The organism is Paenibacillus sp. FSL R5-0701, assembly GCF_037973995.1.
Classification (GTDB): domain Bacteria; phylum Bacillota; class Bacilli; order Paenibacillales; family Paenibacillaceae; genus Paenibacillus.
Genome location: NZ_CP150230.1, coordinates 4,664,189 through 4,680,915 on the forward strand (window position 1 = coordinate 4,664,189; position 16,727 = coordinate 4,680,915).

Here is a 16,727-nt window from a genome sequence, read left to right on the forward strand (position 1 = left end):
TTCTCACCTCAACTCCATATGCTTTGCACGAAGCTGACCGCAAGCGGCAGCAATATCATGTCCCTGTTCACGACGAATGGTTACATTAACACCCTGTTCCGAGAGTATCTTCTGAAAATTGAAAATGTCGCTTCTCGATGTTCTTACGTATTTGCGTTCAGGTACATGGTTAACCGGAATCAGATTCACGTGGCACAACATGTTCTTAAGCACACTTGCCAGTTCAGCTGCATGCTCTGGCTGGTCGTTTACCCCACCAATAAGTGCATACTCGAACGTAATTCTCCGACCTGTTTTGGCCAGATAATAACGAAGGGACTCCATCACGTCTTCAAAAGGAAAACGACGGTTAACCGGCATCAATTTCGAACGAAGTGCATCATTTGGTGCATGGATCGAAATGGCGAGGTTAATCTGTGTATCTTCATCCGCAAACTTGTAGATGTTCGGAACGATTCCACTCGTGGATACCGTGATGTGACGCTGACCGATGTTCAGCCCTTTTTCATGAATCATAATGCGCAGGAAAGTCATCGTAGCTTCATAGTTTTCGAAAGGTTCACCTGAACCCATGATTACAATGCTGCTGACACGCTCGTTGCGTTCATCCAGAATTTTCTGAGCCTGCACAACTTGGGCAACAATCTCCCCAGCCGTAAGGTTACGCTTGAGTCCACCCAATGTGGATGCACAGAACGTACAACCAATACGACAACCAACCTGTGTGGTTACACAGATGCTGTTCCCGTAGTTATGCTTCATGATTACCGTCTCAATGGCATGATCATCATGAAGACCAAAGAGGAATTTAACCGTTCCATCCTTGGATTCAAACTTGGTAATTTCCTTAAGCGTTACGAATTCAAATTGCTCTGTCAGTTTTTCACGCAATGGCTTGGACAGATTGGTCATTTCACTGAAATCATTCACGCGTTTTACATAAATCCAGTCAAAGATTTGGCCACCGCGAAACGCCGGCTCCCCATTCTCCACAGCCCATTGCTGCAGTTGTTCCAGAGAATAATCATATATAAAAGGTTTCATTTTGTTGTCAACACCTATTCCTTCTTTTCTTTTCGTTGGCTTCCTTCTTTTCGTTCCATTCGTCCTATTCTATCACAAAGACCACGTTACATCCATGTATACCCTTGATATCTGTACTTCATGCATTATAACACCTCAATGCCACCATCGCACCCTGTCATCACTTTTCTCTGACAATTATATCGAAGTCCCATCACAAAGAAATCCGCCGAAGTTCCCCTCGGCGGTCATGCTTCCGTGCTCTATTAAACTGTTATTCCGTTGTTTTTGTCAACCGTGCGATGAAAAACCCGTCGCTGTGAGCGTATTGTGGCAAAATCTGAACGCCTCCGTTCACAACCTTAAAGTTCGCTGTCTCCGATTCAGACCAGACGGATGCTTCTGCTGGACTATATTCCGGATGTCGATTCAAGAAGTCAGCAACCATATCCTCATTCTCAGCAGGCTCAATGGTACACGTGCTATACACCAGAATACCACCTAGTTTTAACAACGGCGCAACATGATCAAGCAATTCACGCTGTAAGCCTGCGATATCTTCGATATCTTCTACGGTTTTGGTCCATTTCACATCTGGTTTGCGGCGAATAACACCCAGACCTGAACATGGTGCATCCAGCAAAATGCGGTCAAACAACGCTTCCGGATACCGCTCGTTCAGATCTAGCGCATCTCCAGTTACAGCATCGATGCAACTCAGACCGAGACGCTCCGCCTGATCCAGGATCAGCTGGCGCTTGTGAGGATGTACATCATTCGCGACAATACGACCGCGATCCTGCATTTTCTCCGCCATGTGAGCTGTTTTACCACCTGGAGCTGCGCAGCAATCCAATACAAGTTGGTCTACTTCTGGCGCAACTGCTTCAGCGACAAGCATGGAACTTTCGTCCTGCACAGAGAACAACCCGTCCCGATACCAGGACGTTAGAGCCATATTTCCGCCACTACGTACAAGAATACCATCGGAACTCAGGCGAGAAGCTTCAACGATTGCACCTGTACTGGTCATCTCATGCATCAGTTTCTCCCGTGTGGTCATTGTGGTGTTGACCCGGACACTCACCGCTGGCGGCTCATTATTCGCACGACAGATCGCTTCCGCCGTCTCTTCGCCATACTGGGCAATCCAGCGTTCAACCATCCATAACGGGTGGGAATGCTCCAGTGAAATACGTTCGGCAACAGGCAGATGTTCTGGAATACGAAGTTCATCCCGATTGCGGATCATATTGCGGAGCACTCCATTCACCATACCCGAGATTCCCTGATGGCCCAGTTTCTTCGCCAGATTAACCGCTTCGCTCACCACGGCATGCTCCGGAATACGATCAAGGTATATCATCTGATATACGCTGATTCGCAGCAGGCTACGAACCCATGGTTGCAGTTTGGCTACTCCTTTGGCGACGTAACGTTCCAGAAAATAATCAAGTGTATTCAATCTGGCGATTGTTCCATACACCAATTCGGTAGCTAGTCCAGCATCTGCGGGGCTTAAATCCGCCTCTTTCAGACGACGGTTCAACTCCAGATTACTGTATGCTCCATCTTGCTCAACAGCACTCAGAACCTTGACTGCCAATGCACGAGCAGATGTTTTGGGTTGCTGGGAGCGAGATGCACCACCCGATTTACCCGAATTAGGACGACGGTTTCCTTCACGCCCGGATGAATTTCCAGTAGGTTTCTGGCCTTTTCCTGACGAACGACCTGGTATGTTACCACTCATCGCAGCACCGTTCCAGGTTTCAGTGTACCACCGCGAGCAAAGTCAGCGGCCTGCATCACCTTTTTGCCTGCAGGCTGCACTTCAGTCAACCACAGAGACCCATCCCCAGTGCGAACTTCAATCCCTGCCTTGTTCAATTGCAGCACGGTTCCCGGCTCTGCTTGTCCAGCATCCGAAGAAGTTGCCAGATCCATCTGATCGGGATTAGCCGTTGCCCAGACTTTGAAGACCTGATCATCCCACATCGTAAATGCACCGGAGAACGGCACAAGACCACGAATCTGATTGAACAGTTCGCGTGAAGTACGACTCCAGTCCATTTTCTCGTCATCCCGAGTCAGATTGCGAGCATACGAAGCCTCGGCATCATCCTGAGGGACCGCCGTTGTCTCGCCTGCAATCAATCGTGGCATTTCTGCCTGAAGCAGTTTGGAACCAGCCTCACTTAATTTATCAAACATCGATCCTGATGTATCTTCATCCGTAATTGGCAGTTCCACACGCGAGATCATATCTCCGGTGTCCAGGCCTTCAGCCATATACATCAATGTGACTCCTGTCACGGATTCCCCGTTAATAATGGAACGTTGAATCGGTGCTCCTCCCCGATATTTCGGTAAAAGAGAGCCATGCACGTTCACACAACCGCGAACAGGCATATCCAGCACGGCTTTGGGCAGAATCTGTCCAAAAGCCGCGGTCACAATCAGATCCGGCTTCCATTCAGCCAAGCGGGCTACGGCTTCCGGATCACGCAATTTAACAGGTTGAAACACCGGCAGACCGTGGCGTTCTGCCGCGGCCTTAACCGGTGTTGGCGTAAGTACTTTTTTGCGTCCCTGTGGTTTATCAGGCTGAGTCACCACACCCACCACATTGTATCCCTCTGCCATCAGCATATCGAGAGAAGGAACTGCAAATTCAGGTGTTCCCATAAAAACAATATTCAAATCGATCACTCCTTAATTACGACGCGGTCCCGTTTGATCGGCTGCAATTTCGTACACTTTCTCGGCGACATCCGTAAAGAGTACACCATCCAGATGATCAATCTCATGCTGGAATGCACGGGACAGCAAGCCACTACCCGTAATAATCAGCTCTTTGCCTTCACGATCCAGACCTTTAACCGTAACGGTCTCGAAACGGCGAACATCACCATTAATTCCAGGGATACTCAGACAACCTTCCGGTCCAAATTGTTCTCCCTCACTTGCAATGATCTCCGGGTTAATCATCTTGATCAGCCCTTGCTCATCACCTGCGTCGATAACAATCAGACGTTTCAGAATACCAACCTGTGGCGCAGCAAGACCTACACCTTCTGCATCGTACATGGTATCAGCCATATCATCCAGCAATTTTTGTACATTTGGTGTAATTTTGGTTACTTCTTTGGCTCTCTTGTGGAGCACCTCATCTGGTTCTTGCACGATAATGCGAATCGACATGTTGTAAGCACCTTCCTAATCCTCATCATAATTTCAGGACGATATCTGTATTTTGGGGTATTCAATTTAATCTATGTTTATACCGCTTGTTTACATCCGCATTGCTGCAAAATGCTTACATTAACATTTGCGGGTCTACATCCAGACTAATAAGCAATTTTTGCGCCTGAACATCATCGTCCATGCGCCGGGCCGTAGCCAGAGCGAGTCCTATGGCGTCTACATCCCCCCGCCATTTTATCATACATTGGAATCTGTATCTATTCTTGATCCGAGGAATCGGAGATGCTACTGGCCCCAGCACATCAAAGGCATCATTGCTGAATCGATCCAGACTGCCGAGCCATCCGGCCGCATTAGCCTTCTCTTTCAGTATTCGCGTGTAGTTCTCGGCAAGACGAATCAATACCGGAAGCTGCTCATGCGAAAAGGTGACCAGAATCAGGCGACAGTATGGGGGATATTGCAAATTGCGACGGTGCAGCAATTCCTCACGTACAAACGACACGTAGTCATGCTGACTCGCATGCCCGATTGAGTAGTGTTCCGGCGTATAGGACTGAACAAACACTTCACCAGGCAATTGGTGCCGACCCGCTCGGCCAGCTACCTGTGTTAATAACTGAAACGTTTTTTCCGCAGCACGGAAATCAGGTAAATTCAACGCTGAATCCGCTGTTATCACACCAACCAGGGTTACATCCGGGAAATCAAGTCCCTTTGCCACCATCTGGGTGCCCAGCAATACATCCGCCTTTTTCTCACGAAACTGTTTCAGCAGCTTCTCGTGCGCCCCTTTTTCTGTTGTTGTATCCACATCCATCCGAATGACCCGAATGCCCGGAAAGAGCTTTGCAAGTTCTTCCTCGACCCGTTGTGTACCTGTACCAAAGTATCGAATATGCTCACTTCCACAATCCGGACACACTTCAGGAGCCGCTTCCGCATATCCGCAGTAATGACAACGGAGATTATTCGAGCGCTGATGATACGTTAATGAAATATCACATTCGGGACAACCTGCCACATATCCACAACTTCGGCACATGACAAAGGTCGAATATCCACGGCGATTCAGCAGCAGTACCGTCTGTTCACCACGCTCCAAGCGCTCCTCCAGCCCTTTGTGCAAAGCCCTGCTGAACATGGAACGGTTGCCATCCTTCAACTCTTCACGCATGTCAACGATCCGCACTTCAGGCAACTTGTTACCCAGCGCCCGTGTTGGCATCTCCAGCAAGAGTGGTGCAAAATCATCATTACTCTGCGAGCGTGCCGCGTAATAACTTTCCAGCGAAGGTGTCGCTGAACCCAGAACAACCACGGCTTGGTGCTGCTGTGCTCTTTTTACCGCCACATCACGAGCATGATATTTCGGCGTTTCCTCCTGTTTGTAGGAAGTCTCGTGTTCTTCATCCATAATAATCAACCCAAGCCGACTGAATGGAGCAAATACAGCTGAACGCGCCCCAATCGCAACCTTGACCTGACCCTCACGAATCTTGCGCCATTCATCATAACGTTCACCACCAGACAGACGACTGTGCATAACAGCAACTTGGTCTCCAAATCGCCCTTTAAAACGTTCTACCATCTGTGGTGTGAGTGCAATCTCGGGCACCAGTACGATAGCCTGCCGATCCTGTTCGATGCATTGTTGAATGGTTTGAAGATAGACTTCCGTCTTGCCACTTCCCGTAACACCATGTAGCAAAAATACCCCATGGCGTTGTTCCTGCAATCGGCCATTGATATTATCGTAGACAAGTTTTTGCTCATCGGTCAGAACCAGCGGTTCAGTCGCTTTGAACGTCCTGCCCTGATAAGGGTCACGGAAGACCTCAACGTCCTCGGTGACGATCAGTCCCTTTTCCTCAAGACCTTTAATTGTTGCGGCCGATACCTGTAGTGTAGATAACACTTCTTTCATCGGCATGGGTAGCAGTTCTTTCATTTCCAGCAAAAAAGCCAGAATCTCCTTCTGCCGCTGTGCTTTCGCCGGGAATGAAGCAAGTGCTTCCTGAGCAGCAGCAATATCTACAGCCAGATCAACGGACTTCATCGTTTTTTTATTTAACTTGTCCTTGATGGCCTGACTTTCCAGCAGCACGCCACCAAGCAATAATTTTTTAATTAGTGCAGCATGATTGGGATACTTTCGACTCAGTTGTTGCAGCGGTACCTGACCCCGACTTTTGACAAAACGGATGATATCCTGCTGTACTTTCTCGGTCGTAGACTCTTCTCCCCATACAAATAACACCTCATCATCCGGTTGTGCACCCGCCATCTGTCCATCAAGTGCATCTCCCAGCGAGATGTATCGCTCTGCTTTCCCTTTCAATGCCGTCGGCACCATGACCTGTAATGACAAAATCCGGTTACTGGCGTAACGTCCACTCATCCATTCGGCCAACTCAACCAAATCCTTTGACAACGGGGGAACAATGTCCAGCAACTCCTGAATCTGCTTAAGCTTGAATGATTCCTCACCGGTACGCGGCACAAGATCAATCACGAATCCCTGCACCGTCCGATGACCAAAAGGTACACCCACCCGGCTGCCAATCTCGATCCATTCCCTCATCGATTCAGGTACCAGGTAATCAAACGGCCGGTCTGTTTCCTTCACGGGAACATCGACTATGACCTTGGCAATCTCCATATCCTAATTCCTCCCGGCAATGCGCTCCGCCGCAATCCGGAGCAACCGATGAGCCACATCGTCCTTGGCCATCACTGGAAGCTCCTCCACCAAACCTTCCCGGTCATAGATATGTACCGCGTTGGTGTCTGTTCCAAATCCTGCACCCGTGCGGGTTACATCATTGGCTACGATCAGATCACAGTTTTTCCGTTCCAATTTTTCACGTGCATACATCTCAACCGACTGAGTCTCCGCAGCAAAACCAATCAAAAACTGATGGGTCTTCTGTTTGCCCAGCGTTTCAAGAATATCTATATTTTTAACAAGTTCGAGCGACAATGTGTCGCCTTTCTTCTTGATCTTCTCCGTATAAACTTCCTTTGGACGATAATCGGCAACTGCAGCCGCCTTAACCACGATATCAGCATCGTCCCACTCGCGTGTTACGGCTTCATACATATCCTGTGCAGACTGTACAGGGATCAACTCAACGTTCTCCGGTGGCTTGGCTTGGGTATTGCCCATAACCAATTTCACATCTGCCCCCAGATCACGCGCAGCTGCAGCTATGGCAAATCCCATTTTGCCAGATGAATCATTCGTAATGTATCGTACTGGGTCAATGCGCTCAATCGTACCGCCAGCCGTAACAACAACCTTCTTGCCTTTTAACAATGAAGCTTGTCCCTGCCCACTAATGTCTGCAGAATCGCGCTGTTCGAAGAAACGTTCCACCACATCCACAATGCTCTCCGGTTCTTCCAGACGTCCCTTGCCCACATATCCACACGCAAGCAGACCTTCACCCGGTTCAATCATCATGGCTCCCCGTTCAACAAGCAGGTTCATATTATGCTTTACAGCTGGATGATCATACATATGTACATTCATCGCTGGAGCAATCATGACAGGGGCTGTCGTGGCAAGAAGAGTTGTTGAGAGCATGTCGTCTGCCATGCCATGTGCCATCTTGGCAATCACATTCGCAGTAGCCGGGGCAACCAGAACAAGATCCGCCAGATCGGCCAGATGAATATGAGATACGACTGCGGGTTCACGTTCATCAAATGTATCGGTATATACGGTGTTTCGGGTCAACGTTTGCAGCGTCAATTCGGTAATAAACTGTGTAGCGGAAGCTGTCATGATCACATGAACATCCGCTCCCTTTTGCACCAGTCTGCTGCATAATGTTGCCGCTTTGTAAGCGGCTATGCCGCCAGTCACACCAAGCACGATTTTTTTACCGTTCAACATGTTTATTTCCCCCGATATTTATACGACGTCTAAAGAAGATTCCGTTAAAATATGCTTATTCGTAAAAAAATAACAACCTCGCGGTTGTCAATTAATCCGGCTTACGCCGTATGCAGTTGAAGAGTAGCCGCAAGCGGCTTACTCTTCTTCTTCGTCCTGTCCTTTGATGACAACGAGCAGGTCTCCATAGATTTCTTCCAGTGCAACGCCAACTTGTTTATGCGATCTCGCACCTCTTAAATCCGTTTTTTCACCTTCACGTAGCTGTCTAGCCCGGCGGGAAGCAGCAACAACAAGGGAATACTTGCTGTCGACTTTGTTCATCATTTCATCAATAGAAGGATACAGCATATTAACAAACACCTCTTCGCATTAGTATAATCGCAAGTTGCCGCCTGACAGAACTGATGTGGCATGTCTTCACACCCGGGCATTCCGAGAAGGAGTGCTTCAGTATATGATATGACAACTGCCCCACTTATATCGCATTCTGCAGCGGCAAAAGGGATTATTTATTGATCTTACAATGTTCGGCGATTATGATGCTTTCTATTCTCTTGCACGCCAAATCAATTTCATCATTAACAACAGCGTAATCATACTGCTCCAGCAGACTGATCTCATCAACCGCCACGGACATCCGGTGATCAATGGTCGCTTGGCTTTCGGTACCACGACCCTGAATGCGATCTTTCAGCTCGTCCAATGAAGGAGGAAGCAGGAAAACAAAGATGCCTTCTGGGAATTTCTCTTTCACTTTTAACGCGCCTTGAACCTCAATCTCCAGAATGATGTCGCGGCCTTCGTTAATCGTTTTCTCCACAAAATCACGCGGTGTTCCGTAATAATTACCAACATACTCCGCATGTTCCAACAATTGATCTTCAGCAATCATGTTCAGGAACTCTTCATGACTTCTGAAGAAATAGTTCACACCATGTTCTTCACCAAGACGAGGCTGACGGGTTGTTGCCGATACGGAATAGATCAATTCCGGCACCCGTTTGCGCAAAGCGCTGCATACAGTACCCTTCCCGACCCCAGATGGGCCGGACAACACTACCAGTAATCCCTTAGACATATTACACTCCATTTTATTCGTCGTTATCATCATCTTTCGAAGAAAGACGATGGGCGACCGTCTCAGGCTGAACTGCAGACAAAATGACATGATCGCTATCCGTAATAATTACGGCACGAGTACGTCTTCCGTACGTTGCATCAATCAGCATGTGACGATCTCTTGCCTCTTGTATAATTCTCTTGATCGGCGCCGATTCCGGACTCACGATGGATATAATCCGGTTCGCCGATACGATGTTACCGAATCCAATGTTAATGAGTTTGATTGCCATAATCAGGTTCTTCCCCCTATACATGCGACTCTTTTGCCGAAATGTGGCCGTTCATTCGATATTCGCAGCTTGCTCACGAATCTTCTCCAGCTCCGCCTTCATCTCGACAACACGATTCACCAGAGCCAAATGGTTGGCTTTTGATCCAATCGTATTGACTTCCCGATTCATCTCTTGAATTAGAAAGTCCAACTTACGACCTACGGGTTCATCACTCTTCAGCAGTTCCCTGCTCTGTCCAAAGTGACTCTGTAGACGCGTAAGCTCCTCTTCTATGTTAGAACGATCGGCAAACATTGCAATTTCCATACCCAATTTATGCTCATCAAAAGGGAAAGAGCCTTCTTCCTGCATTTCCGTAAGCCTTTGTCTTAGCTTGTTGCGATAATCACTTACCACAGTCGGTGCAAGATCAAGCATTTCGGTATGCAGTGACTCCAGACGGGTAATCCGCCGTTCCAGATCACTGGCCAGATGAAGACCCTCGCGAGCGCGCATCTGTTCAAGGCTGGACAGAGCCTCTTTCAATCCTTCCTGCAGAACTCGCTCCCATTCGTCCTTCTGCTCTTCGGGAATGGAACTTGTCCCATCCGAATGAACCATGACGTCCGGCAGCCCAAGCATATCCACAATACTTGGTTTGCCCTGCAATCCATATTGGGTCTCCAGTTGCTCTGCAGCCTGCAGATAGGCCCTGACCGTCTGTTCATTCAGAACAGCGGGAAGAGCCTGGTCTTCCACTTTTTCTTTCATTACATAAACATCAATCCGCCCGCGTTTCAAACGACTCTGTACGATCTTCCTCAAACCGTCTTCATAATACGTCCACTCTCTTGGCAGACGCATCATCACTTCGCAATAACGATGATTAACAGATTTGATCTCTAATTGTACCTTATAGCCGCCAAAATGAAAGGCGGATTGACCGTATCCGGTCATACTGAATGACATCGGCATCACATCCGTTTTACTATTGTAATTGATTATTAGGGTTGAAACAAGTAGGACATTGATGCTCCGACTTCTCCCATACGTATTGAGTCAGTTCGGCCGTCATGCCATAGAACATAAACGGTGTCATAAGATAGATGCCTTTGAAATGCGCTGTTGCTACGTCCAGCAATTCCTTGGCAATTTTCACCCCCATCGCACGGCCTTCTTCGCCTTCCAGACCTGCCATACGGGAACGCACTTCGTCCGAAAGCTGAATTCCGGGAACCTCGTTGTGCAGATACTCTGCATTCCGTCCACTTGCCAGTGGCATTACACCTACAAAAATGGGCACATCCAGATGTTTGGTGGCTTCATGCATTGCTACAATCAACTCAGGATCATAGATCGGTTGTGTCATGATGTAATCTGCACCAGAGGCAATTTTCTTCTCCAGACGTTGTACAGCTTTCTCCAAATATTTCACATTGGGATTAAATGCTGCTCCGATGACAAAACCAGCTTTTTGCTTCAGCGGTTTACCTGAGAAAGCCACTCCATCGTTCAACTGTTTGATCATGCGTATGATTTCAAAAGAAGTCAGATCGTACACCGAGCTTGAACCCGGCAGATCACCAAACCTTGCAGGATCTCCTGTTACAGCCAGTACATGATTAATACCCAGAGCATCAAACCCCATCATGTGGGACTGCGTTCCAATCAAATTCCGGTCACGGCAGGCAATATGCACCAGTGGACGGAGGCCCGTGCGATCCTGAACGAGGTGACCCAGCGCCATGTTGCTCATCCGTGTAACCGCGAGTGAATTATCAGCCAGTGTCAGGGCATCTGCTCCTGCTGCTTTTAATGTCTCGGCACCTTTCATGAACTTGGCAATGTCCAAGTCACGCGGCGGGTCAAGTTCAACAATGACCGTGTGACGCTGCTTGACCAGATCAACGATTGTAGGCTGTCCTCCACGTCCGGAACGCTCATCCACATGTTCATGCAACACAATACGCGGTTTGGATTCTGACGGATCAGGCTCCAAAATAGGCGAAGGCACATAGTCAGCAAGCGCCTCTTTCATAGCGGTAATATGATCAGGTGTCGTACCACAGCAACCGCCGATAATACGAGCACCCAGTTCAGCAAATTGCACTGCCGTCTGACCAAAGTACTCCGGAGTCGCACCATAACGGAACTGACCATCCACATAATCTGCTGCACCCGCGTTCGGGTAGACGGACATTGGAATACCAATACGTCCGGAGACGGTTTCCATGGCACGCATAATCCCGTTTGGACCTGAGCGACAGTTAAAACCAATGACGTCCGCACCCTGCTCCCGCATGATCCGGAAGGCTTCAGGCATTGTATATCCATCCAGTGTATGCCCTACATCCTCTACCGCGAACTGTCCAATCACCGGCAGATCACTCAGCTTGCGCGCTTGCAAAAGGGCAATATCCATTTCCTCGATATCATAGAAGGTTTCAAGCAAAATGCCATCCACGCCTTCATCAAGCAGTGCAGAGATCTGTTGTTGATAAAAGCGTTTCAGTTCACTCGTTGACACGTTTGTCCGCTTGCCACCTCGAATGGAACCAACTGCACCAAGCACATAACCGGTATCCCCAGCTACCTCTTTGGCAATGCGAACGCCGGCACGGTTCACGTCCTCCACCTTGGACTCCAGACCGAACTTGGACAACTTGTCGTAATTGGCAGAATACGTATTTGTTTCAAATATTTCTGTACCTGCATCCCGATAACGGCGATGTACATCCGCCACCACTTCAGGTGAAATCAAGTTTAATTCTTCATATGAAATCCCTACCGGGAACCCCATTTGGTACAGAAATGTTCCCATGGCCCCATCTCCAACGAGAACCCGTTCCTGCATAACTTTGCGCAAATCCGCCTTCATCCCATTTCCCCCCGCCTAGCTGTGATCATTTACATACTAATGTAACACAAAAAACGCTAAAAAACGAAGAAAAACACAGGTTTTTAATGAGTATCCAGCTCATATGGACTTTCTTGCCATACAGCCCCCAATATGTCTCTGTACAGGAGACACGACCTATCCTTTTTGACAAAAAAAGAGGCCCACAGGCCCCTTTGGTTAAACCTTTCACTTTTTATGAAGTGATTCCTTTAAAAACAACTTCAGCAGGTCCAGTCATGTACACATGATTGTCAGCTTCATTCCACTCAATGTGCAGATCCCCACCCTTGAGGCTGATAACAGCTGTACGATCTGTATGTCCGTTCAGGACAGAGGATACCAGTGTCGCACAAGCTCCGGTTCCACAAGCGAGTGTTGGACCCGCTCCGCGTTCCCATACACGCATGTCCACATATCCACGGTCACGAACTGTGGCGAATTCCACATTGATTTTTTTTGGAAACATCGGATGCACTTCAAGAAGTGGTCCCCAAGTTGTGAGGTCAAAATTCACAGCGTCATCTACATAGATAACCGCATGTGGGTTACCCATGGATACGGCAGTGAATTTGAACGCATGTCCATTCGCTTCAATGTAGTGATCAACCACTGGGTTGGCATCCACCGTTGTAGGCACTTGAAGACCATTCAGGATCGGCTCACCCATGTCGACACGTACCGTTTCCACTTTACCATCACGAATGTTGAGACTCACAGGTTGTACCCCTGCACCAATCGTTTCAATGGTGATCTGCTCCTGGTTCACGTGACCATGATCGTATACATATTTGGATACACAGCGAATGGCATTACCGCACTGCTCTGCTTCCGAACCGTCCGAATTCATGATACGCATCTGAAAGTCCGCCTTCTCCGAAGGCAGTATATAAACCAGGCCGTCCGCACCAATGCCAAAGAAACGGCTGCACCATTTCACAGCCAATTCTGCTGCATCTGCCGGAAGCTCCTTTTCACCAAATACAACGATAAAATCGTTACCAAGTCCATGCATTTTCGTAAATTCCATAATCTTGCCCACTCCTTTTGGCAGTCTGCTGCCAAAGCTATATTCTTGCTCTTCTACAGGATTACCATAGAAATTCATATTCAATATTTACACAAAAAAAGCTATCCTGCAAAATGCCAAAGCTGCCGCTTTGAATCATTTTGAGGATAGCATAACGAAATGGGTAAGGAAAAGGTATTGATTTTATGCTGAAAACTTTGTACTTTTCGGTACGAAGCGGCCAGAACCACCCATACGGCGGCGGTTACGACGACCACCCCACACGCTGCCTGCGCCCATAAGGAACGTTGGAATGCCCGCAGCAACGATACAGAGCGCCCATTCACGCAATCCCAGAGGTACGGTTTTGAAGATTGGCTGCAATGGTTCAACGTACATGACAACCAGCATCAGTACAACCGATGAAATCACCGCAAGAACCAGATATTTGTTCTGTAAAGGATTCCGGTGGAAGATGGACCGTGAACTACGGCAATCAAAAACATGGATAAGTTGCGCCAAAACGAGTGTAGCAAAAGCTACAGACTGTGCCTTGATGAGTTGACCCGGATTCTCCGGTGCAGCCTGTAAGGTAAGCCAGAACGCTCCGAGTGTGCATAATCCAATCAACACACCCCGGCTGACGATTTTCCAACCCAGTCTGCGGGCAAAAATGTTTTCCTTTGCTCCACGGGGTTTGTGTTCCATCAGATCTTTTTCAGGCTGATCTACCCCCAGCGCCATTGCAGGCAAACCATCCGTCACCAGGTTAACCCACAGAATCTGAATAGGCACGAGTGGCAGCGGCAAGCCCATCATCATTGCAAAGAACATTGTCAATATTTCGCCCACGTTCGACGCCAGCAAATAACGGATAAACTTGCGAATGTTCTCATAAATATTACGGCCTTCTTCAATCGCAGCCACAATCGTTGAGAAGTTATCATCACTCAGAATGAGCGCCGAAGCTTCCTTCGTCACATCTGTGCCTGTGATGCCCATCGCAATCCCGATGTCAGCCGCTTTAATCGCCGGAGCATCGTTCACTCCATCACCCGTCATCGCGACGACATGCCCTTTGCGCTGTAACGATTTCACGATGCGAAGTTTGTGTTCAGGAGACACTCTTGAGAACACATATATGCCCTCTACCTGTTTATCCAGTTGCTCGTCTGTCATGCCTGCAAGTTGCTGACCACTTAACGATGCGCCTCCGCGTGGAAGAATCCCCAACTGATGCGCAATGGCTTCTGCCGTTGTTCCATGATCACCTGTGATCATGACGGTACGAATGCCTGCTTTGCGGCATGTTGCAATTGCATCTCGCACTTCACGACGCGGTGGATCTATCATACCTGCAAGTCCTACGAAGACAAGCTGACTCTCGGCGGCGTGTTCGTCAGCCACTTTTTCTTCCGGTCGCACTTCACGATAGGCCATTCCGAGGACACGCAGTGCCGCTCCGGCCATGCTCTCGTTAGCTGCCATCACTTTCTGTCGCAGCGTTCCAGTGAAAGGTACGACCTTGCCTTCCCACAAAATATAACTGCAGTGTCCGATCAACACATCCGGGGCACCTTTGGTATAGATCATTCGGCCTCCCTGATGATGAACCAGGACCGACATGCGTTTTCGCTCCGAATCAAACGGGAATTCCTGCTGGCGGGCATACAACTCTTTGAGTCCGGCAGGAGTAAGCCCCATTTTGGAGGCCAGTGTGACGAGTGCCCCTTCCGTCGGATCACCTTTCAGCTCCCAGAGTACATTATCTCGTTGAACGGTTTCTTCTTGAAGATCACCTTTTTTCGTGTTTTTCTTGCTGTCCTTTTTGTTATCCTTGCCCTTTTTCTTGCTCCCCACCTCGCTTGCAACACTTTCCACAATACTCGCATTGTTGCAAAGCGCACTAATCTGAAGCATTCTGCGCAGGGACTGGTCACTCTTCAGTTCCACCATGCGACCGTTCTCCAGCATCTGTCCTTCAGGTGTGTAACCATCCCCGGTAACCTTGATGTTACGTCCCTCCAGCCACACATCCGTTACTGTCATCTTGTTCTGGGTGAGCGTACCTGTCTTATCCGAACAGATTACAGATGCACAGCCCAGAGTTTCGACGGAAGGCAGTTTGCGTACAATGGCCTTACGTTTGATCATACGCTGTACGCCTAGTGCGAGTGCAATGGTTACAATGGCCGGCAGACCCTCCGGTATGGCAGCCACCGCGAGGCTGACCCCAGCCAGAAACATGCCAACGGCTGGTTGTCCGTGCAATATCCCTGCGACGACAACCATTATGGTTAATCCCAATGCGACAAAAATCAGAATTTTGCCCAATTGCTCCAGCCTGTGCTGCAAAGGTGTTTCTTGCTCCTCCGTATTTTGGATCAGATCGGCGATTTTCCCCATCTCCGTCTCCATCCCTGTACGAATGACCACACCTTTGGCTGTGCCACGAGTGACCATGGTACCCATAAAACCAATATTCTTCTGATCACCCAGCGGAACGTCCTCGTCCGCAATCGGCAAGCAATGTTTGCTTACAGGAACCGATTCCCCGGTAAGTGCCGACTCCTCGACATCCAGACTGTTCGTTTGCAGCCAGCGCACATCCGCGGGTATACGGTCCCCACTCTCCACCATGACAATATCCCCGGGGACAAGTTGTTTGGCGGCAAGGTGTACTTCCTGGCCTGAACGAAGCACTTTGGCAAGAGGTGCAGACAACTGTTTCAATGCACGAAGAGATCGTTCAGCCCGGAATTCCTGTACAAACCCCAGAATTGCATTCAGTACGATAATAGCCACAATCGTTACTGCATCCAGATACTCACCCAGTAATCCGGATACCAACGTTGCTCCCATCAACACCAGCACCATAAAATCCTTGAACTGATTCAAGAGCAATGTAATTGGAGAAATGCGTTTCCCCTCGCTCAGTTCATTCGAACCGACCACTTTCCTCTTCTCTGCTACAGCTTCATCCGTCAATCCTTCCTGCGGGCTGACGCCAAGAGTGTTACGAAGCTCTTCATCACTAAGTTGATGCCACTTGGTATGTTCCATGCTTCAAGTTTCCCTCCCAGTCTGTATTTCATCTGCAAAATAAGCTCACATGACTCACCGGCGCGCTGGTCGACAGGCTGTACACTATGCCGGACAAACTACCTGCTCTATATGTATTCGGACAGGTCTGTGATTAGCACCCGGAAGGTGAATCCTTTCCCTGATGGACAGAATAGGCTAAAATAAAAGTCTGCGATGTTCTGCGCAGTACCAATTCAAGCGTTCAACAGGCAAGCAACGAAGAATCTGTAGCCAGTCCTTGTTTTTTTACATACCTGGTTGCACGTTTCA

13 protein-coding genes are annotated in these 16,727 nt (G+C 48.6%); all 13 read right to left on the reverse strand.

Features of this window, described 5'->3' with window-relative positions:
- Positions 1 to 3 precede the first annotated feature (3 nt).
- The 13 genes from rlmN to MKZ13_RS20650 all read right to left on the reverse strand — a co-directional run bounded on the left by rlmN (position 4) and on the right by MKZ13_RS20650 (position 16,436).
- Entirely contained in the window at positions 4 to 1,044 is a 1,041-nt protein-coding gene (gene rlmN, locus MKZ13_RS20590; protein WP_017687452.1) for a 23S rRNA (adenine(2503)-C(2))-methyltransferase RlmN, read from the reverse strand.
- A gap of 253 nt (positions 1,045 to 1,297) precedes the next feature.
- Complete coding sequence (gene rsmB / locus MKZ13_RS20595) at positions 1,298 to 2,776, reverse strand: 16S rRNA (cytosine(967)-C(5))-methyltransferase RsmB (protein ID WP_339177804.1); 1,479 nt, start codon at positions 2,774 to 2,776, stop codon at positions 1,298 to 1,300.
- The gene (gene fmt / locus MKZ13_RS20600) at positions 2,773 to 3,726 is read right to left on the reverse strand and encodes a methionyl-tRNA formyltransferase (RefSeq protein WP_221825315.1); all 954 of its coding nucleotides are present in this window, start codon (positions 3,724 to 3,726) and stop codon (positions 2,773 to 2,775) included. The genes rsmB and fmt overlap by 4 nt, the downstream gene beginning before the upstream one ends.
- A gap of 12 nt (positions 3,727 to 3,738) precedes the next feature.
- Positions 3,739 to 4,227, reverse strand: coding sequence for a peptide deformylase (def, locus tag MKZ13_RS20605; RefSeq protein ID WP_017687449.1), 489 nt, complete (start codon positions 4,225 to 4,227; stop codon positions 3,739 to 3,741).
- Between the two features lie 115 nt (positions 4,228 to 4,342).
- Entirely contained in the window at positions 4,343 to 6,892 is a 2,550-nt protein-coding gene (gene priA / locus MKZ13_RS20610; RefSeq protein ID WP_047843685.1) for a primosomal protein N', read from the reverse strand.
- Between the two features lie 3 nt (positions 6,893 to 6,895).
- Positions 6,896 to 8,131, reverse strand: coding sequence for a bifunctional phosphopantothenoylcysteine decarboxylase/phosphopantothenate--cysteine ligase CoaBC (coaBC, locus tag MKZ13_RS20615; protein ID WP_221825318.1), 1,236 nt, complete (start codon positions 8,129 to 8,131; stop codon positions 6,896 to 6,898).
- Between the two features lie 138 nt (positions 8,132 to 8,269).
- On the reverse strand, positions 8,270 to 8,482 hold the full coding sequence (gene rpoZ, locus MKZ13_RS20620; protein WP_036614619.1) for a DNA-directed RNA polymerase subunit omega: 213 nt from the start codon (positions 8,480 to 8,482) through the stop codon (positions 8,270 to 8,272).
- Positions 8,483 to 8,639: 157 nt separating this feature from the next.
- Entirely contained in the window at positions 8,640 to 9,212 is a 573-nt protein-coding gene (gene gmk, locus MKZ13_RS20625; protein ID WP_024631121.1) for a guanylate kinase, read from the reverse strand.
- A gap of 13 nt (positions 9,213 to 9,225) precedes the next feature.
- On the reverse strand, positions 9,226 to 9,486 hold the full coding sequence (locus MKZ13_RS20630; RefSeq protein ID WP_006209218.1) for a DUF370 domain-containing protein: 261 nt from the start codon (positions 9,484 to 9,486) through the stop codon (positions 9,226 to 9,228).
- A 51-nt stretch (positions 9,487 to 9,537) separates the two neighbouring features.
- Positions 9,538 to 10,437, reverse strand: a complete 900-nt coding sequence (locus MKZ13_RS20635) for a YicC/YloC family endoribonuclease (RefSeq protein ID WP_339177810.1) — start codon at positions 10,435 to 10,437, stop codon at positions 9,538 to 9,540.
- Positions 10,438 to 10,456: 19 nt separating this feature from the next.
- Positions 10,457 to 12,346: a bifunctional homocysteine S-methyltransferase/methylenetetrahydrofolate reductase gene (locus MKZ13_RS20640; RefSeq protein ID WP_339177812.1), complete on the reverse strand. Its 1,890-nt coding sequence runs from the start codon at positions 12,344 to 12,346 to the stop codon at positions 10,457 to 10,459.
- Positions 12,347 to 12,560: 214 nt separating this feature from the next.
- Positions 12,561 to 13,394 (reverse strand): diaminopimelate epimerase, encoded by an 834-nt coding sequence (dapF, locus tag MKZ13_RS20645; protein ID WP_339185421.1) that lies wholly within the window; start codon positions 13,392 to 13,394, stop codon positions 12,561 to 12,563.
- A gap of 183 nt (positions 13,395 to 13,577) precedes the next feature.
- Positions 13,578 to 16,436, reverse strand: coding sequence for a cation-translocating P-type ATPase (locus tag MKZ13_RS20650; RefSeq protein WP_339177814.1), 2,859 nt, complete (start codon positions 16,434 to 16,436; stop codon positions 13,578 to 13,580).
- Between the last annotated feature and the right edge of the window lie 291 nt (positions 16,437 to 16,727).

Bases quoted from the DNA above. Each gene is read 5' to 3' on its own strand.
- rlmN (WP_017687452.1), bottom strand. From the start codon at position 1,044: ATGAAACCTTTTATATATGATTATTCTCTGGAACAACTGCAGCAATGG.
- rsmB (WP_339177804.1), bottom strand. From the start codon at position 2,776: ATGAGTGGTAACATACCAGGTCGTTCGTCAGGAAAAGGCCAGAAACCT.
- def (WP_017687449.1), bottom strand. From the start codon at position 4,227: ATGTCGATTCGCATTATCGTGCAAGAACCAGATGAGGTGCTCCACAAG.
- priA (WP_047843685.1), bottom strand. From the start codon at position 6,892: ATGGAGATTGCCAAGGTCATAGTCGATGTTCCCGTGAAGGAAACAGAC.
- coaBC (WP_221825318.1), bottom strand. From the start codon at position 8,131: ATGTTGAACGGTAAAAAAATCGTGCTTGGTGTGACTGGCGGCATAGCC.
- rpoZ (WP_036614619.1), bottom strand. From the start codon at position 8,482: ATGCTGTATCCTTCTATTGATGAAATGATGAACAAAGTCGACAGCAAG.
- gmk (WP_024631121.1), bottom strand. From the start codon at position 9,212: ATGTCTAAGGGATTACTGGTAGTGTTGTCCGGCCCATCTGGGGTCGGG.
- MKZ13_RS20630 (WP_006209218.1), bottom strand. From the start codon at position 9,486: ATGGCAATCAAACTCATTAACATTGGATTCGGTAACATCGTATCGGCG.
- MKZ13_RS20635 (WP_339177810.1), bottom strand. From the start codon at position 10,437: ATGTCATTCAGTATGACCGGATACGGTCAATCCGCCTTTCATTTTGGC.
- MKZ13_RS20640 (WP_339177812.1), bottom strand. From the start codon at position 12,346: ATGAAGGCGGATTTGCGCAAAGTTATGCAGGAACGGGTTCTCGTTGGA.
- dapF (WP_339185421.1), bottom strand. From the start codon at position 13,394: ATGGAATTTACGAAAATGCATGGACTTGGTAACGATTTTATCGTTGTA.
- MKZ13_RS20650 (WP_339177814.1), bottom strand. From the start codon at position 16,436: ATGGAACATACCAAGTGGCATCAACTTAGTGATGAAGAGCTTCGTAAC.